This window comes from Mesorhizobium sp. NZP2234 (genome assembly GCF_013170765.1).
Taxonomy (GTDB): Bacteria; Pseudomonadota; Alphaproteobacteria; order Rhizobiales; family Rhizobiaceae; genus Mesorhizobium; species Mesorhizobium loti_D.
Genome location: NZ_CP033364.1, coordinates 6,627,640 through 6,649,334, shown reverse-complemented (window position 1 = coordinate 6,649,334; position 21,695 = coordinate 6,627,640). Strand labels below are relative to the sequence as shown.

Annotated in this window: 17 protein-coding genes and 1 pseudogene; 6 read left to right on the top strand and 12 right to left on the bottom strand. The window is 62.9% G+C overall.

Annotated elements, in window-relative coordinates; all coding sequences use genetic code 11:
* Positions 1–42: 42 nt before the first annotated feature.
* Entirely contained in the window at positions 43–1,320 is a 1,278-nt protein-coding gene (hemA, locus tag EB230_RS32010) for a 5-aminolevulinate synthase (RefSeq protein ID WP_172374902.1), read from the bottom strand.
* A 278-nt stretch (positions 1,321–1,598) separates the two neighbouring features.
* Here hemA and galE point away from each other — a divergent pair, with 278 nt between their 5' ends.
* From galE to EB230_RS31995, 3 genes are all read left to right on the top strand, one after another.
* Positions 1,599–2,594 carry a UDP-glucose 4-epimerase GalE gene (gene galE / locus EB230_RS32005; RefSeq protein ID WP_172374900.1) on the top strand — a complete coding sequence of 332 codons (996 nt, stop codon included), beginning with the start codon at positions 1,599–1,601 and terminating at the stop codon, positions 2,592–2,594.
* A 103-nt stretch (positions 2,595–2,697) separates the two neighbouring features.
* Positions 2,698–3,948 carry a D-amino acid dehydrogenase gene (locus EB230_RS32000; protein WP_172374898.1) on the top strand — a complete coding sequence of 417 codons (1,251 nt, stop codon included), beginning with the start codon at positions 2,698–2,700 and terminating at the stop codon, positions 3,946–3,948.
* Between the two features lie 2 nt (positions 3,949–3,950).
* The gene (locus EB230_RS31995; protein WP_065005692.1) at positions 3,951–5,777 is read left to right on the top strand and encodes an alanine racemase; all 1,827 of its coding nucleotides are present in this window, start codon (positions 3,951–3,953) and stop codon (positions 5,775–5,777) included.
* On the opposite strand, the gene EB230_RS31990 is transcribed toward EB230_RS31995, so the two are convergent.
* The 7 genes from EB230_RS31990 to EB230_RS31960 form a co-directional block, all read right to left on the bottom strand.
* A complete protein-coding gene (locus EB230_RS31990; protein WP_172374896.1) occupies positions 5,778–7,154 on the bottom strand; it encodes an FGGY-family carbohydrate kinase in 1,377 nt (458 codons plus the stop codon).
* The gene (gene rhaM / locus EB230_RS31985; protein WP_056565853.1) at positions 7,151–7,468 is read right to left on the bottom strand and encodes an L-rhamnose mutarotase; all 318 of its coding nucleotides are present in this window, start codon (positions 7,466–7,468) and stop codon (positions 7,151–7,153) included. The genes EB230_RS31990 and rhaM overlap by 4 nt, the downstream gene beginning before the upstream one ends.
* Positions 7,468–8,463: an ABC transporter permease gene (locus tag EB230_RS31980; RefSeq protein WP_056565857.1), complete on the bottom strand. Its 996-nt coding sequence runs from the start codon at positions 8,461–8,463 to the stop codon at positions 7,468–7,470. Before EB230_RS31980 ends, rhaM begins: the two co-directional genes overlap by 1 nt.
* Positions 8,460–9,437 (bottom strand): ABC transporter permease, encoded by a 978-nt coding sequence (locus EB230_RS31975; RefSeq protein WP_172374894.1) that lies wholly within the window; start codon positions 9,435–9,437, stop codon positions 8,460–8,462. Before EB230_RS31975 ends, EB230_RS31980 begins: the two co-directional genes overlap by 4 nt.
* Positions 9,434–10,975 carry a sugar ABC transporter ATP-binding protein gene (locus EB230_RS31970; RefSeq protein ID WP_056565865.1) on the bottom strand — a complete coding sequence of 514 codons (1,542 nt, stop codon included), beginning with the start codon at positions 10,973–10,975 and terminating at the stop codon, positions 9,434–9,436. The genes EB230_RS31975 and EB230_RS31970 overlap by 4 nt, the downstream gene beginning before the upstream one ends.
* 86 nt (positions 10,976–11,061) lie before the next feature.
* A complete protein-coding gene (gene rhaS, locus EB230_RS31965; protein ID WP_056565868.1) occupies positions 11,062–12,057 on the bottom strand; it encodes a rhamnose ABC transporter substrate-binding protein in 996 nt (331 codons plus the stop codon).
* A gap of 48 nt (positions 12,058–12,105) precedes the next feature.
* The gene (locus tag EB230_RS31960) at positions 12,106–12,909 is read right to left on the bottom strand and encodes a DeoR/GlpR family DNA-binding transcription regulator (protein WP_056565871.1); all 804 of its coding nucleotides are present in this window, start codon (positions 12,907–12,909) and stop codon (positions 12,106–12,108) included.
* Positions 12,910–13,093: 184 nt separating this feature from the next.
* Between EB230_RS31960 and EB230_RS31955 the strand changes: the two genes are divergently transcribed.
* The 3 genes from EB230_RS31955 to ggt all read left to right on the top strand — a co-directional run bounded on the left by EB230_RS31955 (position 13,094) and on the right by ggt (position 18,418).
* Positions 13,094–15,196 (top strand): bifunctional rhamnulose-1-phosphate aldolase/short-chain dehydrogenase, encoded by a 2,103-nt coding sequence (locus tag EB230_RS31955; protein WP_056565875.1) that lies wholly within the window; start codon positions 13,094–13,096, stop codon positions 15,194–15,196.
* A 91-nt stretch (positions 15,197–15,287) separates the two neighbouring features.
* Positions 15,288–16,580 (top strand): L-rhamnose catabolism isomerase, encoded by a 1,293-nt coding sequence (rhaI, locus tag EB230_RS31950; protein ID WP_172374892.1) that lies wholly within the window; start codon positions 15,288–15,290, stop codon positions 16,578–16,580.
* Between the two features lie 98 nt (positions 16,581–16,678).
* Positions 16,679–18,418 (top strand): gamma-glutamyltransferase, encoded by a 1,740-nt coding sequence (ggt, locus tag EB230_RS31945; RefSeq protein ID WP_172374890.1) that lies wholly within the window; start codon positions 16,679–16,681, stop codon positions 18,416–18,418.
* A gap of 49 nt (positions 18,419–18,467) precedes the next feature.
* Here the strand turns inward: ggt and EB230_RS33065 are convergent, their stop codons facing one another.
* The 4 genes and pseudogenes from EB230_RS33065 to EB230_RS31925 all read right to left on the bottom strand — a co-directional run bounded on the left by EB230_RS33065 (position 18,468) and on the right by EB230_RS31925 (position 21,547).
* Positions 18,468–18,722, bottom strand: a complete 255-nt coding sequence (locus EB230_RS33065; RefSeq protein ID WP_171883371.1) for a hypothetical protein — start codon at positions 18,720–18,722, stop codon at positions 18,468–18,470.
* Positions 18,723–19,090: 368 nt separating this feature from the next.
* Entirely contained in the window at positions 19,091–19,579 is a 489-nt protein-coding gene (locus tag EB230_RS31935; RefSeq protein WP_172374888.1) for a hypothetical protein, read from the bottom strand.
* A 243-nt stretch (positions 19,580–19,822) separates the two neighbouring features.
* Positions 19,823–20,263: a hypothetical protein gene (locus EB230_RS31930; RefSeq protein WP_056565892.1), complete on the bottom strand. Its 441-nt coding sequence runs from the start codon at positions 20,261–20,263 to the stop codon at positions 19,823–19,825.
* A gap of 830 nt (positions 20,264–21,093) precedes the next feature.
* A pseudogene (locus EB230_RS31925) lies at positions 21,094–21,547 on the bottom strand (MucR family transcriptional regulator).
* Between the last annotated feature and the right edge of the window lie 148 nt (positions 21,548–21,695).

Below are 21,695 nucleotides of genomic sequence, written 5' to 3'. Positions count from 1 at the left end.
GCCGAAGGCGGCTTTAGCCGCCCGGGATCAGCCGCCCGATTTTCAGCCGCCCGACTTGGGGACCAGGAGCGGAATGATGCGGTCGGTCTTGGCGACCGAAGGTTGGCCGGAACTGGCATAGGGAATGCCGAGCGCATCCCAGGTCTCGACCAGCGCATCCTGCAGTTCGGCGATCAGCGCATCGGAATGGAACGGTGTCGGCGTGATGCGCAGCCGCTCGGTGCCGCGCGGCACGGTCGGGTAGTTGATCGGCTGGATGTAGATGCCGTGGACGCCAAGCAGCCGGTCGCTCGCCATCTTGCAAAGCTCCGGATCGCCAACCAGCACCGGCACGATATGGGTCGCCGATTCCATCACCGGCAGGCCGGCGGCCGCCAGGATGTGTTTGGTTCGGCTCGCCTGCTGCTGCTGCGCGTCGCGCTCGGCCTGCGAACGCTTGAGATGGCGGATGGAGGCGGTGGTGGCGGCGGCGATCGCCGGCGGCAGCGCCGTGGTGAAGATGAAACCCGGCGCATAGGAGCGAACCGCGTCGATCACCGCGCTGGTGCCGGTGATGTAGCCGCCCAGCGTGCCGAACGCCTTGGCCAGCGTGCCCTGGATGATGTCGATGCGGTCGGCAAGGCCTTCGCGCTCGGTGATGCCGCCGCCGCGCGGTCCGTACATGCCCACGGCATGGACCTCGTCGATATAGGTCATGGCGTTGTAGCGCTCGGCGAGGTCGACGATCTCCCGGATCGGCGCGATGTCGCCGTCCATCGAATAGACGCTTTCGAAGACGATCAGCTTGGCGCGCTCGCGCCCCGCGGCCTGCAGCAGGCTTTCCAGATGCGCGACGTCATTGTGGCGGAAGATCTTCTTTTCCGCGCCCGAGCGCCGCACGCCCTCGATCATCGAGGCGTGGTTCAACTCGTCCGAGATGATCAGGCAGTTGGGCAAAAGCCGGGCAATGGTCGAGATCGAAGCTTCGTTGGAGACGAAGCCGGAGGTAAAGACCAGCGCGGCCTCCTTGCCGTGCAGGTCGGCGAGTTCCTGCTCGAGCTCGACCAGCGGGTTGGAGGTACCGGAGATGTTGCGGGTGCCTCCGGCGCCCGAACCCATCTTGCCGGCCGCGTTCTGGAAGGCGGCGATGACATCCGCGTGCTGGCCCATGCCGAGATAGTCGTTGGAGCACCAGACGGTGATTTCCTCGGCGCGGCCGTTGGAGCGCCAGATGGCGCGCGGAAACTTGCCCGCGATACGCTCGAGATCGGCGAAGACGCGATAGCGACGCTCCGCATGGAGCTGGTCGATCGCTTCTTCGAAGAACCGCTGGTAGTTCATGTCGGCTTCCCAATTTTGCGCGGGATCATAATCATTGCCCTATGGGTCGTCCACCAGGCCGTTTTGGTCAAAATGCCACGCCCCGCACCTGTTCCTAACGCTGGCGGATCGTGGCCTATTCCCAGTCCAGGACACGCTCTGTGGATCACTTTTGTTTCCACACGATGCCACATCAAGTGAACGCCGGTTACCAAGGGTTCTAATGGCCATGCGGAGGGCTTTCCAGTAAGGCGGTGTTTGAGACAGTTTCCGATAAATCTTGAGATGCGAGGATGCGGATGACGGTTTTGGTGACAGGTGGCGCCGGCTATATCGGCAGCCACATGGTCTGGGAATTGCTGGATGCCGGCGACAGCGTGGTCGTTCTCGACCGGCTTTCGACCGGCTTCGAATGGGCGGTTGCGCCGGAGGCAAAGCTCGTCGTCGGCGATGTCGCCGACAAGGAATTGGTCGGATCGATCATCCGGGACAATCAGGTCGACGCCATTATCCATTTCGCCGGCTCCATCGTGGTTCCGGAATCGGTTGCCGACCCGCTTGCCTATTATGATAACAACACCTCAAAGACGCGCACGCTGATCGAAACCGCGGTGCGCGAGGGTGTACCCAATTTCATCTTTTCCTCGACCGCCGCCGTTTATGGAGGCGCCGGGCTTGAGCCGGTGCGCGAGGACGCCCGCCTGGCGCCCGAATCGCCCTACGGCCTCTCCAAATTGATGAGCGAATGGATGCTGCGCGACGCGGGCCTTGCGCACGACATCCGCTACACGGCGCTTCGCTACTTCAACGTCGCCGGCGCCGACCCGAAGGGCCGCACGGGCCAGTCGACGCCAGGCGCCACGCACCTTATCAAGGTTGCCTGCGAGACCGCGCTTGGCAAGCGTCCCTTCATGCAGGTGTTCGGCACCGACTACCCGACGCCGGACGGCACCTGCATGCGCGATTACATCCATGTCAGCGACCTGGCCGCCGCGCATCGCCTTGCCTTGCAGCGGTTGCGCGAGGGAGGCACGAGCCTCGTCGCCAATTGCGGCTACAGCCATGGCTATTCCGTGCTCGAGGTGATCGACAGCGTGCGGCGCGCCTTCGGCCATGATTTCGAGGTGAGGATGGGCGATCGGCGTCCCGGCGATGCGGCGGCCGTGGTCGCCAATTCGGACCTCGCGCGAGCGGAACTCGGCTGGGCCCCGCAACGCGATGACCTCGACCAGATCGTCGCCGACGCGCTCGCCTGGGAACGCATCCTGACCAGCAAGAACTCCACACGCGGCTGAGCCAGGTTCCCCGAGGGCTCGCAACGCGCGCGGTGACACGCTATGGAAGCAGTCGCGACACGGCGTGGAAGCGCCGTGCCGCTGCGAGCTTTTGGGGGATGGCATGAAGATAACGGTGCTTGGAGCTGGCGTCGTCGGCACGGCGGCGGCCTATTATCTGGCCGCCGACGGTCATGAGGTCACCGTGGTAGAGCGCCATCCGGCGCCGGCGCGTGGCACCAGCCAGTCGAATGCAGGGCTGGTTTCGCCGGGCGACGCCACCGCCTGGGCCTCGCCGGCGGCGCTGAAGACCTTCCTGCGCGGGCTCTACAACCATGATCTCGGCATCAAGGTGCGGCTGCGCTTCGATCCTTATTTCCTTGCCTGGAGCCTGCGTTTCCTGCGCCAGTGCACCGTGGCCCGCCTGCGCGCCAACAGCCAGGTCAAGCTGCGCCTGGCACTCTATTCGCGTGAGTGCATCAACGCCATCTCGGCCGACACCGGCATCCACTATGACGAGCGCAAGAAGGGCATCCTCTATTTCTTCCGCTCGCAGCACAGCCTCGATACCGGCACCGACAATTACCGATACCTGGCCGAGCATGGCCTGCCGATCGAGATCGTCGGCCGCGACCGGCTGGTCGAGCTTGAACCGGGCCTTGCCGGCGTGAAGGAAAAGATCGCCGGCGGCGTCTACTCGCCGATCGACCAGACCGGCGATTCCCGGCAGTTCGTGGAGAAGCTCGCTGCCCATGCCGCCGAAAAGCTCGGCGTGAGATTTCTCTACGGCACGACGGTCGAAGGCCTCGACATCGAGGGCGGCCGGGTGCGCGCGGTGATGACCTCCGCCGGCACCGTCTCAGGCGATGCGGTGGTTATCTCGATGGGTCCGGAAAGCGGCCTGCTCGGCCGCCGCTACGGCATCGACCTGCCGGTCTATCCGGTGAAGGGTTACACCGCGACCATTCCGTTGGAAGACGAGAGCAAGGGCCCGACCATGGGTGGCGCCGATGAAGACCAGCTGATGGCCTATTCGCGCCTTGGCAATCGCTTGCGGTTGGCCTCGACCGCCGAATTCACAGGCTTCGACCGCACCCACAAGCCAAGCGACTTTGCCACCATGTTCAGGACCGCCAGGGATCTCTTTCCCGGCGCCTTCGACGAGAAGAAAGCGGAGCTGTGGGCCGGCCTGCGGCCAATGATGCCGAACTCCGTGCCGGTCATTGGCCAGGCGCGCTATGAGAATCTCTATCTCGACACCGGCCACGGCCATGTCGGCTGGACGATGGCCTGCGGCTCCGGGAAATTCCTGGCCGACCTTGTCGCCGGCCGCAAGCCGGAGATCGACCCGCAGGGGCTGGTCTACGGAGGCTAGGCATGTCGGGACCGCAAGTCGCCATCGACCTTGGCCGGATCGAGCGCAACGCCCGCACCATCGTCGAGCGCTGCGCGCTGTCGGGCATCAAGGTGTTCGGCGTCACCAAGGGCATGTGCGGCATGCCGCAAGTGGCGCGCGCCATGCTGCGCGGCGGCGTCGCCGGCATTGCCGAATCGCGTTTCGAGAACATCCGCCGGCTGCGCGACAGCGGCATCAACGCGCCGATCATGCTGCTGCGCAGCCCACCCATGGCGCGCGTCGAGGAGGTGGTGCGCACCGTCGACATCAGTCTGCAATCGGAACTCGCCACCATTCGCGAGATTTCGCGCATCGCCGAGCGCATGGGCCGCGTCCACGACATCATGCTCATGATCGATCTCGGCGATCTCCGTGAAGGCATCTGGCCGAGCGACCTGATACCCACCGTCGAGAAGATCCTCGAATTCAAAGGGGTTCGCATAGCCGGCATCGGCACCAATCTTGGCTGCTTCGGCGCCATCATGCCGACGCCGGAGAATCTTGGCCAGCTCGTCGCTCACGCCTACAAGACCGAGCGCCTGTCCGGCAAAAGTCTCGACTGGATCTCAGGCGGTGCCTCGTCGTCGCTGACGCTGCTGCTCGAGGGCAGGCTGCCCGCCGGCATCAACAATCTCAGGGTCGGCGAGGCTATCCTGCAAGGCGGCGTCGAGACTTTTCGCGAGATGCCATGGGCCGAACTCGAACCCGATGCCTGCCGGCTGACCAGCGACATCATCGAGGTCAAGCTCAAGCCGTCGCGGCCGATCGGCGAGTCCGGCTACGACGCCTTCGGCAACCAGCCGGTCTTTCCCGACGAAGGCGACAGGCTGCGCGCCATCGCCAATATCGGCCGCGAGGACGTGCTGGTCGAAGGGCTGACGCCGATCGCCAAGGGGATAAGGGTGCTCGGCGCCTCCAGCGACCATCTGCTGCTCGACGTCCAGGATGCCGATCCGCCACCCGCCGTCGGCGACCGCGTCGCCTTCCGCATGAGTTATGGCGCCATGCTGCTGGCGATGACTTCGGAATATGTCGAGAAGGCGCCGATGCACGACGTCGCGGACTTTTCCGGCCGCAAGATGGTGTCGATCTCGGCTGAAACGGAAGCCGCCGGCATCCTCGTCCGCGAGGGGACGGGCGGGCGGCTGGAGGCGATGAATTTCGACGTCGTCGAACTGGCCGATGTCGAGCGACCCCCCTCGGGGCTGATCCGTCTCACCGCGGGCGCCGACCGTCGCGTCGTCCACAAGGCGCTGACCGTGACGGCGCGCGCGACGCACTCCTTCGGCCTGATCTGGATCGATTCCATCGCCGCCCTGATGCCCGAGGACGAAGAGGGCATCGATCTGCCGGAGGCCTCGGTGCTGGCGCGTGCGCTCGGGCTCGACCACAAGGCCGGCGCGCTGCAGCCGCAGCTGTCGCCGGAAAATGTCGTTATCGTCGGCTTGCGCCATGCCGATCCGGCCGAGGCGCGGGTGCTGAAGGATTCGCGGGTGTCGGCCTTCACCATGACCGACATCGACGCCATGGGCATGCGCGACCTGATGCATGAAGCGATCCGCATCGCCACGTCGGGCACGCAAGGCTTTCATGTCAGCTATTCGCCGACAGCGACCGAATTCGCCGGCTGGGCTGCTGGCTCCGGCGGGCTGACAGTGCGCGAAACGCATCAGGCGATGGAGGCGATCGCGCTGTCCGGCGGCCTGCTGTCGATGGATGTCTCTAGCCTGACCAAGGATCTGGAGCCCAGGATCGGCACCGATACCGTCAATTTCATCATGTCGGCCTTCGGCAAGCGGATCCTGTAATCAGCCCTGTGCCGCGACCGCCGCGCGCCATGCGCTGACATAGTCCGCCCAGGCCGGGTCGGTCGGTGGTTCCAGCCTTTCGCCGTTGCCGTGCGTGGCGGCCTGATCCGATGCCAGCAATGCGGCGCCAATGCTGGTGCCGGTCGCGGCTTCCGAGGCGACGACGCTGCGGGCGGTGGCCGCCGCCAGCATGTGGACAAACAGCCGGTTGCGGGCAAAGGGTCCTTCCACGGTGGTCGGACCGTCGGCGCCGATCAGCTCGAGACAGGTCGCCGTCATCAGCGCAAGATAGAACGAGATGGTGGCAAAACGCTCGGCATTGTTCATGCCGTCGGCATTGAGCCATGCCGCCGCAAGGTGCGGAAACGGTCCCGAACCTTGCTGCGTCGACGGCAAAAGCAGCATCTTGTTGGTCAGGACCGCCAGCACGTCGCCGCCGCTGTAATCCTGCGACTTGCCGTCCGTCAGCAGCGAGAATTCGCGCCCGCCCATGAAACGAGCCGACGGCACGGGATTGCCGAGTGCATTGACATTGACCAGCGTATCGCGCGCCGGGTCGAGCTTGACCGGCCTCCCGCCGACCGCCATCGACACCACCCAGGTCCCGGTCGAGACAACCGAGAAGGGTGGCGCATCCGACAAGAGATGCGGCAGCAGCGAGGCGTTGGAATCGTGCAGGCCGCAGAACACCGGGGTTTGCGGATCAAGCCCGGTTTGCGCCGCGAGCGCGGGCAGGATCGGGCCGAGACGGTCTCTCGCCGGTCGCACCGGCGCCATCAGGCCGCGCCAGTCCATGCGGTCGACCAATGACGAGAAATCCACCTTCCATGGGTCCCAGAGATCCGTGTGGCAGCCCAGCGAGGTAACCTCGTTTGCGGTAACGCCGGTGAGGCGCAAGGCCCAGTATTGCGGATACATCAGCATCGCCGCGGCCCGCGCAAAATCGGCCGGAAAGCGTTTCTGCTGCCAGAAGAACTGCGCACCGAGATTGAGGCCGAGCGGCAGGCGCGGCGTGCCGGTCTCGGCGAAGGGCGGGCGGATCGCGTCATAGTCCGCCGCCAGCGCGTCGGGACCATCGAATTCATAGTCGAGTACCGGCAGCACCAATTCACCCAAGGCATCGACCAACGCGCCGGTCGCACCGTGGGTGGTGATCGAAATGGCGTCGATGCGCTGTTCGCGGTTGAGGCTGGCCAGGCTGTCGAGCATGAATATCCACAGCGCTTCGACATCATGGTGCGGGTAGGGCGCCTGCCGCACCGGCGCATTGGCCATCCGGCGCAGCGCGACTTCGCTCAACGTTGTGAGGTCCACCAGCGCCACCTTGGCGTTGGTCTTGCCGATGTCGATCACGGCGATGTGGCGCATCGCACTCATTCCATGTGGAACACGGTTTCCAGCGGCACCACCACCGGCTCGTTGTCAGGCCTGGTTTCCATGATGTCGGCCATGTCAGCCCACCAGCGCTGCATCACCGGATGCTTGGGCAATTCGTCCATGCCGTGGTCGTCGCGCCGCCACAGCACGCCGAACAGGGTGTTGGTCTCCTCGTCGAGATGGATCGAGTAATCGGAGACGCCGGCCTGCTTCAAGAGCGCGATCAGCGCCGGCCAGATCTCGTCGTGACGCTTCCTGTACTCGGCCTTCATGCCGGGCTTGAGCTGCATCTTGAACGCGTATTTCTGCGGCATCAGCGTCCCCCGCGCAGCCGCCGCCAGACGATCGGCAGCGCGATGACGATGATCAGCAGCAGGCCGATGAAGATCGACATGACGATACCGGGAACGTTGAGCAGGCCGAGGCCGAAGGTCACAAGCCCCATGATGAAGGCCGCGAGCACCACGCCGACAATGCTGCCGGCGCCGCCCAGAATGCTGACGCCGCCGAGCACCACCATGGTGATGACTTCCAGCTCATAGCCTTGCGCGATCGACGGCCTTGTCGAACCAAGCCGCGAAGTGATCAGCACCGAGGCGATGCCCGACATCAGTCCGGTCAGGCAGAACAGGATGAACTTGATGCGGCCGACGCGCACGCCGGAAAACTGCGCCGCGACCGGATTGTTGCCGATGGCGAAGACACGGCGGCCGAAGCTGGTGCGGTGCAGAAGGAACCAGTAGACGACGGCCGCGATCAGGAAGAGCACCAGTTCGAACGACACGACCCACCAGACATAGCCCTGGCCGAAGAAGGCGAAGCTTTCGGGGTAGCCCTTGTAGGCCTGGTCGCCGAGGATGATGAAGGCGATGCCGCGAAACAGGCTCATCGTGCCGATGGTGACGACGATGGAGGGCAGGCCGAGCCGTGTCACCAGCAGTCCGTTGAAGGCACCGCAGCCGAGGCCGACGACGATGCCGATCGCCACCAGCGCCGGGGTTCCGGCACCTGCCTGCACCGCCATGCCCATCATGGTCGAGGCGAGCGCGATGATAGCGGCCACCGACAGGTCGATCTCGCCCGAAATGATCAGCAGCGCCATGGCGAAGGCGATCAGGCCCTTCTCTGTGAAGTTGAAGGTCAGGTCCGACAGCGAATAGGGGTCGAGGAAATAGGGCGAGGCGAAGCTGTTGATGGCGAAGATGGCGACGGCCACCACCACCAGCAGCGCCTCCCAGGAAAAGATCGCTGAAGACAGCGGCTTGTCGAGCCGGTCGGGAATATGGCGCGGGGCGGGGATGTCGGTCATGCCGCCTCCACCTTTCTCAGGATGATGCGGCCCTGCTGGCGTTCGCCGCGAGCGTTGAGCACGACGGCCAGGATGATGGCGCTGCCCGAAATCGCCATCTGCCAGAAGGGCGAGATGTTGATGACCGGCAGCGCATTGGAAATGATGCCGAGGAACAGCGCCCCCAGCACCGCGCCGCCGACCGAGCCGATGCCGCCGGCGATCGAGATGCCGCCGATGACACAGGCGGCGATGATGTTGAGTTCATAGCCGTTGGCGACTTCGACCGAGGCGATCACGTAGCGTGAGATCCAGAGGTAGCCGGCAAGGCCGCCGATCATGCCGGAGATGCAGAAGACGATGAATTTCGTCCGGCCGACGTCGATGCCGGTATAGACCGATGCCGTCGGGTTGACGCCGATGGCGTAGATCGAGCGGCCGAGCGCCGTGCGTGTCATCAGGATGAAGAACAGCGCGATGACCAGTATGGCGATCCAGGACAGCACCGGGATGCCGAGGAAGGCGGCGCGCTGGAAGTCGATGAATTCAGGGCTCATCTTGTCGGCATTGACCCAGGCGCCGCCAGACAGCACGAAGGTGGCGCCGCGATAGATGGTCAGCGTGCCCAATGTCACCACGATCGAAGGGATGTTCAGCCGCCACACCAGAAGGCCGTTTATGGCCCCGAGCACCAACCCGACGGCGAGCGCGGTGACGATCAGCACCGGGATAGGGATCGCCGGGTGCGCGGCATTCAGCATCGCCACCACCATGCCGGTGAAGCAAAGGTTGGAGGCCATCGACAGGTCGATCGATCGCGTCAGGATGACCACCATCTGCCCAAGCGCCAGGATCATCAGGATCGAGGTGTCGTTGAATACCTGGCGCAGATTGCCTGGATCGGCAAAGGCGGGGAAGCGGGTCGAGATCAGCGCGATCAGCACGACGATGGCAGCGGCCAGCCAGATCTCGCGGTATTTCAGGAGAGCCTTCATGCCGCGATTCCCGCTGCTGTCCGAACCAGCGTTTCGGCGTCGAGTCCCTTGTTGTCGTAGACGGCCGCGACAAGCCCCTCGCGCATCACGACGACGCGGTCGGACATGCCGAGAATCTCCGGCAATTCCGACGACACCATGATCACCGACAGGCCCTGCGCCACGAGTTCGGCCATGAAGCCGTGCACGGCGGCCTTGGAGCCGATGTCGATGCCCTTGGTCGGTTCGTCCAGGATGATCACCTTGGGCGCGGTCGCCAGCCATTTGGCGATGACGATCTTCTGCTGGTTGCCGCCCGACAGCGTGCCGACATCCTGGCTGAGCGAGGAGGCCCTGAGGTCAAGCCGCTCGGTGTAGGAGCGGGCGAGCGCGAACTCTTCCGACAGCCGCAGCAGGCCTGACTTGGAAGTGCGCTTGAGTGAGGGCAGCGACACGTTCTGGAAGATCGGCAGGCCGATCACCACGCCTTGCTTGCCGCGTTCCTCCGGCACATAGACGATGCCGGCTTCGATCGAATCCGCTGCTGATTTCGGCGCGATTACCTTGCCGTCCAACGTGATCGTGCCGCCTGAGGCGCGGGTGATACCCGATATTGCCTGCATCACCTCGCTGCGCCCGGCGCCGACAAGGCCGTAGAAGCCCAGGATCTCACCCTTGTGCAGTTCGAAGCCGATATCCCTGAATTCGGTCGGGTGCGACAGGCCGGCGACCGAGAGCACCGGCGCGCCGATCTCGGCCTTGCGCTGCGGAAAGATATGATCGACCGAGCGGCCGACCATCATGCGCACGATCTGGCTCTGGCCGGCATCCTTGATCAGCCCTTCGCCGACCATTTCGCCGTCGCGGAACACCGTGTAGCGATCGGCGATACGATAGATCTCGTCGAACTTGTGACTGATGAACAGGATCGCTTTGCCCTCGCTCTTGAGGAATTCGATCAACAGGAAAAGCTCCTCGATCTCCTTCATCGAAAGGGCGGCGGTCGGCTCGTCCATGATGACGATCCGCGCGTCGATCGACATGGCGCGCGCCACCGCGACGAGGTGCTTGTTGGCAATGCCGAGGTCCTTCAGCCGTGCGTCGGCATCGATATGGCCGGCATGCATGGTGTCCAGCACTTCGCGCGCATTCTTGCGCATCGTGCGCCAGTCGATGGTGCCGAAGCGCGAGCGTGGCGCATGGCCAAGAAAGATATTTTCAGCGACCGTCAAATCATCGAACAGCACCGTTTCCTGATGGATGGCGGTGACCCCATGGCCGAAGGCGGCATGCGCGCTGGGCAGGGTGACGGCCTGGCCGTCGATGCTGATCGTGCCGGCATCCGGTTGGTAGATGCCTGTCATGATCTTGACCAGCGTCGACTTGCCGGCGCCGTTCTCGCCGATCAATGCGGTCACCTGGCCGGGGTAGAGCGACAGGCTGACATTGTGCAGCGCGCGCACGCCGGGAAAGCTCTTCGAGATGGCGGACAGCGTCAGGCGTGGGGTGGAGGCCAAGGGCCTCTCCATTGCCGCGCCGTGTTGGGCTGTCGTGTCCATGGTTGTGTATCAAGCCCTGAAACAAGGTCCGTTTAAAATCGCGGCGGGACGTGAGCCCCGCCGCGACAGCTTGAGAGGGGCCGAGATCAATAGATCTTGGAAAACTTCTCGATGTTGGTCTTGTCGAACTGGAAGGGCGGAGCCATCGCAGCCGAGTTGGTGTCGTCGAGCGTCACCTTGCCGACGCGGCCGATCGACAGCGTGGCGCCGGGCTTTGCTTCTTCCTTCTTCACCGCCAGGTCATGGGCGAGGTAGACGGCGGAGTAGCCGAGGTCGATCGGGTTCCACAGCGCGACCGCCTGGCTGGCGCCGTTGTCGATGAACTTCTTGAACTCGGACGGCAGCGCGAGGCCGGTGACGTTGACCTTGCCGATCAGGTTCTCGTCGGTGACGACCTGTGCGGCGGCAACGACGCCAACGGTGGTCGGCGCGATGATCGCCTTGAGGTTCGGGTACGACTTTAGCAGGCCCTTGGCTTCGTCGGTGCTCTTGGCCGAGTCGTCATCGCCATAGACGGTGGCGACGAGTTTGATCTTGGGGAACTTCTCCGGCAGGACTTTCTTTGCCGCGTCGATCCAGGCGTTCTGGTTGGTCGCGGTCGAGGAGGCCGACAGGATGGCGACATCGCCGCCTTCCGGCAGGTAGTCGGCGGCAAGCTTGATGATGGTCTCGCCGATCAGGCCGGTATCGGACGGGTTGAGGTGAAGCTGGCGGCCTTCCTTGGCGACACCGGAATCCCAGGAGATGACGGTGATGCCGCGCTCCATGGCCTTCTTCAGCACCGGCACCAGCGCGTCGGCGTCATTGGCGGAAATGGCGATGGCGTTGACCTTCTGGGCGATCAGCGAGTTGACCACTTCGATCTGCGCTTCGGCGGTCGCCTTGGTCGGGCCGGTGTAGATGATGTCGACGTCGCCGAGTTCCTTGGCCGCCTCTTCGGCGCCCTTGTTGGCCGCGTCGAAGAAGCCGTTGCCGAGCGACTTCACCACCAGCGCGATCTTGACATTCTCGGCATAGGCCGCATTCACGAACATGGCGGCGGAAAAGGCCGCGGTAACCATCAATTTCTTCAAGAAGCTCATCGTATATCCTCCCTTGAGCGTTGCATTTCCATCGCCGCTGCGGGCGTCTCAGGCCTGCAGTGAAGATTCTTCCTTTGCCGATTTGCGGGCGACGATCAGCGTCACGCCGGCGGTCTCCAACATCTTGGCTTCGCGATCCTCGATGCCGTCATCGGTGATGACCGTGGCGATGCGCGACAACCCGCACAGGATCAGGCTGGAGCGTTTGCGGAATTTCGAGGAATCGACCAGCACGACCAATTCGTCGGCCTGGTCGATAAGCTTCTGCTCGGCCTGGATCAGCAGCGGATCGCCTTCCATCAGGCCGAGCGGTCCCAGGCCTTGCGCCCCCATGAACATGCGGCGCGCGTAGAAATTGCGCGTCACGTCATTGTCGAAGGGCGACAGGATGATGTTCTGCTCGCGGTAGATGGTGCCACCCGACAGCATCACCGTGTTCTTGGAATGCTTGAGCAGATGCTCGGCGATCGGGAACGAATTGGTGAAGATCGGCATGCGGCGGCCGGTCAGGAAATGCACCATCTGGAAGGTGGTGGTGCCGCCATTGATGATGATCGGCTCGCCGTCCCCGCACAATTCCACGGCTTCTCGGGCGATGGCCCGCTTCTGCGCGGCGTTGATCGTTTCGTTGACGGAAAAGGGCCGGCCGGCCAGGCCGATGAATTGCGGCGGCGAGATCGCCTCGGCGCCGCCGCGCACCCGGCGCAGGCGCTTTTGCACGTGAAGAGCCGCGATGTCACGCCGGATCGTCGCCTCGGAGGACTCCGTCAGGTCGACCATCTCCTGCACCGTCACCACAGGCTTTTCCTGGACGGCGGACAGAATGATCCTGTGGCGCTCTTTTTCGTGCATGGTTCCTCCCTGCATTGCCATCTAGGCACTCAAAACAAGCACTGTCAATCATTTCCGATCACATAATTTCATTGTGCAGCGCAATATGATCGATATTGATCGTTTGTGATTGACAAGCGAGCCTCTTGCGTAGACATTCCGGGCAAAATGGACCGCGGCTTTTTGCGTCCCAGGGAGGATACCTATGCTCGACAAGCGCTCCGGCTCGCGCCTTGCCAATCTGTGGGACGATACGAAGGCCCAGGGGATGAGCGGGCCTGAGCTTCTGGTCTATCGCTCGAACACGCTCGGCTCCGACAAGCGCGTCACCAACTATGGCGGTGGCAACACGTCGTCCAAGATCTGGCAGAAGGATCCGCTCAGCGGCGCTGATGTCGAAGTGCTCTGGGTCAAGGGCTCCGGCGGCGACAGCGCTTCGATCAAGCTCGACGGTTTCGCCACGCTCTACATGGACAAACTGCGCGCGCTCAAAAGCCTCTATCGCGGCGTCGAGCACGAGGACGAGATGGTGGGGTATCTTCCCCACTGCACCTTCAACTTAAATCCGCGCGCGGCCTCGATCGACACGCCACTGCATGCCTATGTGCCGAAGCCTTTCGTCGACCACATGCATCCCGACGCCATCATCGCCATCGCGGCGGCCAAGGATTCCAAGGCATTGACGACGGAGATCTTCGGCGACGCCATCGGCTGGCTGCCGTGGAAGCGGCCCGGCTTCGAACTTGGCCTGTGGCTGGAGAAATTCTGTGTCGAACACCCCGCAGCCAAGGGGGTCATCCTCGAAAGCCACGGCCTGTTCACCTGGGGCGACACGCCCAAGGAATGCTACGAGACGACGATCTCGGTGATCAACCAGGCGATCGAGTGGTTCGAGCGCCGCTCCGAAGGCCTCGCCATTTTCGGCGGCGAAGTGGTCAAGTCGCTCGACGCCGCTGAGCGTCGCGCCATCGCCGCGAAACTGATGCCCAGGATTCGCGGCCTGATCTCGGAAAAGAGCCACAAGCTTGGCCATTTCGACGATTCGGCCGCCGTGCTCGAATTCGTCAACTCCAGAGATCTGCGCCCGCTGGCGGCACTGGGCACCTCATGCCCCGACCATTTCCTGCGCACCAAGATCCGCCCGCTGGTCATCGAGTTCGATCCGGCCAAGCCCGATGTCGATGCGGTGATCGCGCGCCTCGCCGACGACGTCGCCAAATACCGCGTCGGCTACCAGGCCTATTACGACAGCTGCAAGCATGCGGACTCGCCTGCCATCCGCGATCCAAACGCCGTGGTCTATCTGATGCCTGGTGTGGGCATGTTCACCTTCGCTGGCGACAAGGCGACGGCGCGGATCTCCGGCGAATTCTACGTCAACGCCATCAATGTCATGCGCGGCGCCTCGACCGTGTCGTCCTATGTCGGCCTGCCCGCACAGGAAGCCTTCGATATCGAATACTGGCTGCTGGAGGATCTGAAGCTGCAGCGCATGCCGAAGCCTAAGTCGCTGGCCGGCCAGATCGCGCTGGTCACCGGCGGCGCCGGCGGCATCGGCCGCGCTACGGCCAACCGCCTGCTGCGCGAAGGCGCCTGTGTGGTGCTGGCCGACATCGACGAGGCAGCACTCGCCAGCGCCAATGATGAACTGGCGAAGGCGTACGGCAAGGATTTCGTCCGGCCGGTGGTCATCAACGTCACCTCGGAGGATCAGGTCGTAGCCGGTTTCGCCGAAACGGCGGTCGAGTTCGGCGGCATCGACATCCTGGTGTCCAACGCGGGTCTCGCCTCCTCGGCGCCGATCGAGGAGACGTCGCTGGCGCTGTGGAACAAGAACATGGACATATTGTCGACCGGCTACTTCCTGGTCTCTAGAGAAGCGTTTCGGCTGTTTCGGGTGCAGAAGATCGGCGGCAATGTCGTCTTCGTCGCGTCCAAGAACGGCCTTGCCGCCTCGCCCAACGCCGCCGCCTATTGCACCGCCAAGGCCGCCGAGATCCATCTCGCCCGGTGTCTCGCGCTGGAGGGCGCGGAAGCGCAGATCAGGGTCAATGTCGTCAATCCGGACGCCGTGCTGCGCGGCTCCAAGATCTGGACCGGCGAGTGGAAAGAGCAGCGTGCGGCCGCCTACAAGATGTCCACGGACGACCTCGAGGAACATTACCGTTCGCGCTCCATGCTGAAGCGCTCGGTCTTCCCGGAAGATATCGCCGAAGCGATCTATTTCTTTGCTTCCGACATGTCAGCCAAATCGACCGGCAACATCATCAACGTCGACGCCGGCAACGCGCAGAGCTTTACGCGCTAGGCCTTCTCTCCTTCTCCCCGTTCACGGGGAGAAGGTGGCCCGAAGGGCCGGATGAGGGGCAGCGCCAACTGGCATTTGGGAGGAATAGCAGTTGTCCGAAACGATCATTTCCGCCGACGTCGTCGAAAGAAATAACATCGCCCGCAAGGCTGACCTCGAGCACGACTACGCCTCGCTCGGCGAGCGACTCGACCGTCGCGGCATCGCCATCGACGCTATCCGCGACAAGGTCGAGAAATTCGCCGTGGCCATCCCCTCCTGGGGCGTCGGCACCGGGGGCACCCGCTTTGCCCGCTTTCCCGGAGCCGGTGAGCCGCGCGACATCTTCGACAAGATCGAGGATTGCGCCGTCATCAGCCAGTTGACGCAGGCGACACCGACCGTTTCCTTGCACATCCCTTGGGACAAGGCCGACCCGAACCGGCTGAAGCAGGCGGCCTCGCGTTTCGGTCTCGGGTTCGATGCCATGAATTCCAACACCTTCTCCGACGCGAAGGACCAAGCGCTTTCCTACAAATTCGGCTCGCTCTCGCATGCCGATGCCGGTACGCGCCGGCAGGCGGTCGAGCACAATCTCGAATGCATCGAGATCGGCAAGACGCTCGGCTCCAAGGCGCTGACGGTGTGGATCGGCGACGGTTCGAATTTTCCGGGCCAGGTCAATTTCGCCAAGGCATTCGAGCGCTATCTCGATGCGATGAAGCAGGTCTATGCCGGGCTGCCCGCCGACTGGAAGCTGTTCACCGAGCACAAGATGTACGAGCCGGCCTTCTATTCAACCGTCGTGCAGGACTGGGGCACCAACTACATCATAGCGAAAGAGCTTGGCGACAAGGCGTTCTGCCTCGTCGACCTCGGTCACCACGCGCCCAACGTCAACATCGAGATGATCGTGTCGCGGCTGATTCAGTTCAAGAAACTCGGCGGCTTCCACTTCAACGATTCGAAATATGGCGACGACGATCTCGATGCCGGTTCGATCGATCCCTACAGGCTGTTTCTCGTCTTCAACGAACTGGTCGATGCCGAGCTTTCCGGCGCCGGCGGCTTTGACCCGGCCCACATGCTCGACCAGAGCCACAACGTCACCGATCCGATCGAAAGCCTGATGCTGTCTGCGGTCGAGGTGCAGCGCGCCTATGCGCAGGCGCTGCTGGTCGACCGCAGGGCACTCGAAGGTTTCCAGGACGGCAATGACGCGCTGATGGCGACGCAGACGCTGAAGGCGGCCTACCGCACCGATGTCGAGCCGATCCTGGCCATGGCGCGGCTGAAAGCCGGCGGCGCCATCGATCCCGTCGCCGCCTACCGGGCGGCTGGCTACCGCGCCAAGGTCGCGGCCGAGCGCCCTGCCGTCGCCGGCGGCTCGGGCGGGATTGTCTGACACGCCTGACATCTGAATTGATCCTTCCGGCCCACCATTGATGGTGGACTTGACGGCAGCGACAGGGTCTTCTGGGCACCCCGCCCAGGAGTACCGCCATGCGCCATGTCAGCCAAACCCTGATCGCCCTCAGCCTCTCTTTTGCGTTTGCGACAGCACCACTTCAGGTGACGTTTGCGGCGTCGCCGGCGCCCGCCAAAGGCGAACACGGCATGGTGGTGACGGCCCAGCATCTGGCGTCGGAAGTCGGCGTCGAGGTGTTGAAGAAGGGAGGCAACGCGGTCGATGCGGCTGTCGCGGTCGGCTATGCGCTGGCCGTCGTCTACCCCAATGCCGGCAATATCGGCGGCGGCGGTTTCATGACCATCCGTTTCGCCGACGGCAAATCGACTTTCCTCGATTTCCGCGAGCGCGCGCCGCTGGCGGCAACCAGGACCATGTATCTCGACAAGGATGGCAACCCGGTGAAGGGCGCCAGCCTTGACGGCTATCTCGCGGTCGGCGTGCCGGGCTCGGTGGCCGGTTTCGAAATGGCGCGCGAGAAATACGGCACGCTTTCAAGGCAGGATCTGATGGCACCAGCGATCGCCTACGCCAAGGATGGCTTCATCCTCGATCAGGGCGATGCCGCCTCTTTTGCCGGCAATGCGGGCCGGCTGGCGAAGGACCCGGCGGCGGCGGCCGCCTTCCTGAAACCTGGCGGCAAGCCCTACGCCATCGGCGAGAAGCTGGTTCAACCTGACCTTGCCGCGTCGCTCTCGGCGATTTCCGACAAAGGCCCCGATGCCTTCTACAAAGGCGCCATCGCCGACGCCATCGTCAAGGCAAGCAGCGCCAAGGGCGGCATTCTGGCCAAGGCCGACTTCGAGCAATATGCGGTGCGCGAACTCAAGCCGGTGACCTGTTCCTATCGCGGTTACGAGATCACGTCCTCGCCGCCGCCGAGCTCAGGCGGTGTCATCATCTGCGAAATCCTCAACGTGCTCGAGGGCTATCCGCTGTCCTATCTCGGCGCCGGCTCGGCCGAGACGGTGCATGTCATGGTCGAGGCGATGCGCCATGCCTATGTCGACCGCAATTCGGCGCTCGGCGATCCCGATTTCGTCGACAATCCGGTCTCGAAACTGCTTGATAAAGCCTATGCCAAGGACATCCGCGACAAGATCGATCCGTTCCGGGCCGGTGTGTCGCAGGACCTGATGCCGAAGGGTTTTGGCGAGTCGAAGGAGACCACGCATTATTCGATCATCGACAAGGACGGCAACGCGGTTGCAGTGACCTATACGTTGAATGGGTCCTTCGGCGCAGGCGTCGTCGCCGACGGCACCGGCATCCTGCTCAACAACGAGATGGACGATTTTACCCAGAAGCCCGGCGTGCCGAACCTTTATGGCCTGGTCCAGGGCGAGGCCAACGCCATCCAGGCGAAGAAGACGCCGCTGTCATCGATGAGCCCGACCATCGTGGCCAGGGATGGCAAGCCGTTCATGGTCATCGGCAGCCCCGGGGGCTCGCGCATCATCACCATCACGCTGGAAGCGATCGTCAACGTCATCGACCATGGCATGAACATCCAGGAGGCGATCGACGCGCCGCGCATCCACCACCAATGGCTGCCTGATACGGTCTATGTCGAGCCGTTCGGACTTTCGCCCGATACCGAAAGGCTGCTGGCGGGCATGGGCTATCACCTTGATCTCGGTGGCCAGACCTGGGGCCAGGCGGCCGGCATTCTCGTTGGAGGCAAGAGCCTGGCGGAAATCGAGAAAGGCGGCGGCGCGCGCTACAATGGCGCCATCGACAGCCGCGCGGCATCGGGGGAGGCTCTCGGATATTGATATCCGGGTAAACCCTTGGACAAGCGCCGGCTCATGGCCGGCCGGGCCGTCAGGTAACCAGCGTGATGGTCGATGCAATCAGCATCAGCGCGGCGATGCCGACGAACAGCGCATAGATGCGCGGCCGGTCGAGCAGAAGCGCGTTTCCCGATATCCAGGCCGAGGTAGCGCCGCCAAGCGCGAAGAGGAACCCGTTGCGATGGCCGAAGGTCATCGACGCGGCCATCAGCCCGCCAATGATCAGGGCGCCGAATACGATGATCACGGCGACCGCGTATTTTTCGAAGTCGTTGCCGCCGCCCATGGCCGGGCCGATTGCATTCAGATTCGGCAGGTCGTCCGGATCGAAAGACCCGTATTCGTCTTGACCGATGGATTCTCGCATCACTCGTTCTCCGCTGACCGGCAACAAACCATCAACACTTGCCGAGTGCAACCCGATCGCACGTTCCTCTCCATGTTGACCGCCGTCTTCAACACGTTCCGGCGGCACTTGTCATCGATTTTTCGGCCATCTGGCTCGAATGCGACACGAGTCCGCGCCCGGGGAACGCCGCCATCTCATGCCATTTGGACCGTGTTCGCGGAAAAAAATGATGTCGCCGATCAATTCGGCACGCTGAGGGTTCTGCACGGCTGCGGCGGCGAGTCGCAGTACCCGCCATTGCGCCATCATTCCCGTGAAGGGGAGGCGCTCAATCGACGATAGGGGACGCCGTCGAAGCTTGCCGTCACAAAATCGGTGACGGACATCTTGCGCTTGCGTCCGTCGCTGCAGGCGTAAACCGGCCAACCGGCATCGCTGCATTCGCTGGCAGCGCAGATACGTGCCAGGCAGTTGCCGATAGTCAACCGGAAGCCGCCCTTGCCGGCGAAGCCTTGCAACAAGCTGCCGTCCGCCGAGCGCCATGTTCGCGCACGGAATTCCGCCCGCAGAAGTAACGGCTCGAGAGAGACCGCAAGATTGGTTTCGCCCGCACGTCCCGCGAACTGCAGACGGAAGCGCGCCATTGCAGTCGTGTATGCGGTCACGAGGTCCGATTCGCGAAGATAGGAGATCGGCAGGTTGGAGCGGTCAAGCAGATGAGATACACGCTTGCTTGCCTCTACCGGCCCCAGCAAGGCAACAAAGGTAAGAAGGGCGAAGAAAGCTCGCGACATTTTCAGCAGCCATATCGATCCCGGCCTGCCGGTTTGCCCGGTGCCCCCCTGTAACATCCCGCCAATCGTCGCCCTGCGCAAGCCGCTCGGCTAAACGGTCCATAAGGCGGCCGAGTCTGCAATTCGCAAGGCCCCTGAGTTAAAGCGCTCGAAAAAGTGACCCGCATCAAAGAATTGCGCGGGCGATAGCGAGGTACAGCCGGCGTTGCGGCAAGGAGGAGACTTGCCACCAGCCGGGGATCCTCAGCTGGCGCGCGCCGGCGGCAGTTCGAACAGATTGGCGCCGTTCTCCTGGCCGCGCTCGACATAGCCGATGACGCTAAACCACCTGGCGACGTCGGGGCCCTGCAGCCAGCTGCGTGAGTGGATGGGAAGGTTGCCGGCGAGCGCCTGGATGTGGCGGATGTGCCGCTTGCAGAAACGGACGGTCGAGGCGCGGAAGAAATCCTCCTGCGCGGCAAACAGCGTATCGGCGGCGTCGCTGTTCTCATGCCAGGCGATGATCGCCACGGCCTTGTCGCCCTCGACAAGCGCGTGCGCACGGCCTTCCTTCAAATTCATCATCAGATTGTCGTAGGCGATCTTGCTGTCCTTGCCGGCCGCCGCGTATTCGTCCGACATCCGCTTGGACAGGCCATGGAAGACATCCTCGAGATCCCCAAGCGTCGCTGCACGTGCTCTCATATCACCTCCTGCAGCCCCTCCGGGAAGTTTGCCCTAAGGATGGGGGATCACCAAGCAAATCAATTCCACTGAAGGGCCGAGTAGAGCAAAGTCATTTCGTCTGGCGAGTCGCGACGTCGCTGATTTCGGCCGATCGGCTGGAATGGGCCGCAGGACGATGAAGTGAGTTGGTAGATGGTGGCCGGAGGCGGATAGGGCCCGGAAGCAAGCCTGTGCGTTGATTTGAGAGACGAATGGGGATTCGTGGTGAAAATCGCGCTCTCGCATCACCTCGGTGGCTGGATACCATCAAGAATACCACCACCGAGAGAGAGTTGTGACAGGCGCAATGGTTGCGTCAAAACCTATGACGAAAAACCAAGTTGCGAGAGGAAAATACAATTTAAAGCTGATGGTGCCCAGAGGCGGATTCCAAGTAAATGAAATCTGGTTTTGCTTTCAAATGTTTGTGGTTCGCATAGCCACGGCACCTACCAACAGGACTACCAACAAAATATTTCTGTGGATTAGTTTGGTTCCCAAACCTCGCTCTGCACGCTACGACGCCGGCATACCTGCACCTTATCTCACAAGCCGATAGCGGTTGCTACTTGGGGTGGCCCAGTTCGTCCCCCTCAATGACATCCCATGATGCGGGGGGTCGAGTCGGGAGACCGCTACATCGCGAGACCCACTATCGAGGAAGCACTCTTCTGCTATCGGCGACGCTCAGTCTAAAGCGCAAACGTCGCCGAAGATCGCCCGGAATGATGGTGGACGCGCGGGTGGTCTCGATTGGCTACCCGCACCTGTTGAAGCGCCCGAGTGGACGTTCCGACAGCTTGGCTTCACTAAGCCCTGGGTTTGCGTTTGGCAGGGGCCTTTTTGGCCGGCGTTGGTTGCGGTTTGCGTCCGAGCCCCGCAGCCTTCGCGAGCGTAGATCTTTGGGCCGCGTAGTTCGGTGCTCTATCGGGTAGTCTGGCTTCAATCCCCACTTTTCGCGGTATTCGTTCGGAGCCAGCCCATAGTGAACCGCAAGATGACGTTTCAGCGATTTAAATTTCTTCCCGTCTTCCAGGCCGATGATGTGATCCGGTGTTACCGACCTTTTTGGATTGACGGCGGGTTCCTGCTGAGACGGCCCAGGCACATTCGGCTGACCAAGGCCTGTAAGCGACGAATGATCGACGCGATGAGGTCTGGCAACCCAGCGACGGGCAGAGGGTTTTGGCTGACATAGGCAGAGACAATGTCTGCCGTCAGCCCGACCAGATCAGCCGTCACGGCTTCGTTTTGATCACTCAAGTATTCGCTCCTGGTATGGGGTCAAATCCGCATCGCCCATTTTCGTATACCGTAATTTTGGGCGATGCCGAGATAAATCTACCTGTCAGGCCAAAGCTCGGCTCAATGCTCGTTGGCGTGAGTCGTAGAGGATCCAAGTTCGCCGTCA

Coding starts and splice junctions, on each gene's coding strand:
- hemA (WP_172374902.1), bottom strand. CDS start 1,320: ATGAACTACCAGCGGTTCTTCGAAGAAGCGATCGACCAGCTCCATGCG.
- galE (WP_172374900.1), top strand. CDS start 1,599: ATGACGGTTTTGGTGACAGGTGGCGCCGGCTATATCGGCAGCCACATG.
- EB230_RS32000 (WP_172374898.1), top strand. CDS start 2,698: ATGAAGATAACGGTGCTTGGAGCTGGCGTCGTCGGCACGGCGGCGGCC.
- EB230_RS31995 (WP_065005692.1), top strand. CDS start 3,951: ATGTCGGGACCGCAAGTCGCCATCGACCTTGGCCGGATCGAGCGCAAC.
- EB230_RS31990 (WP_172374896.1), bottom strand. CDS start 7,154: ATGAGTGCGATGCGCCACATCGCCGTGATCGACATCGGCAAGACCAAC.
- rhaM (WP_056565853.1), bottom strand. CDS start 7,468: ATGCCGCAGAAATACGCGTTCAAGATGCAGCTCAAGCCCGGCATGAAG.
- EB230_RS31980 (WP_056565857.1), bottom strand. CDS start 8,463: ATGACCGACATCCCCGCCCCGCGCCATATTCCCGACCGGCTCGACAAG.
- EB230_RS31975 (WP_172374894.1), bottom strand. CDS start 9,437: ATGAAGGCTCTCCTGAAATACCGCGAGATCTGGCTGGCCGCTGCCATC.
- EB230_RS31970 (WP_056565865.1), bottom strand. CDS start 10,975: ATGGACACGACAGCCCAACACGGCGCGGCAATGGAGAGGCCCTTGGCC.
- rhaS (WP_056565868.1), bottom strand. CDS start 12,057: ATGAGCTTCTTGAAGAAATTGATGGTTACCGCGGCCTTTTCCGCCGCC.
- EB230_RS31960 (WP_056565871.1), bottom strand. CDS start 12,909: ATGCACGAAAAAGAGCGCCACAGGATCATTCTGTCCGCCGTCCAGGAA.
- EB230_RS31955 (WP_056565875.1), top strand. CDS start 13,094: ATGCTCGACAAGCGCTCCGGCTCGCGCCTTGCCAATCTGTGGGACGAT.
- ggt (WP_172374890.1), top strand. CDS start 16,679: ATGCGCCATGTCAGCCAAACCCTGATCGCCCTCAGCCTCTCTTTTGCG.
- EB230_RS33065 (WP_171883371.1), bottom strand. CDS start 18,722: ATGGGCGGCGGCAACGACTTCGAAAAATACGCGGTCGCCGTGATCATC.
- EB230_RS31935 (WP_172374888.1), bottom strand. CDS start 19,579: ATGTCGCGAGCTTTCTTCGCCCTTCTTACCTTTGTTGCCTTGCTGGGG.
- EB230_RS31930 (WP_056565892.1), bottom strand. CDS start 20,263: ATGAGAGCACGTGCAGCGACGCTTGGGGATCTCGAGGATGTCTTCCAT.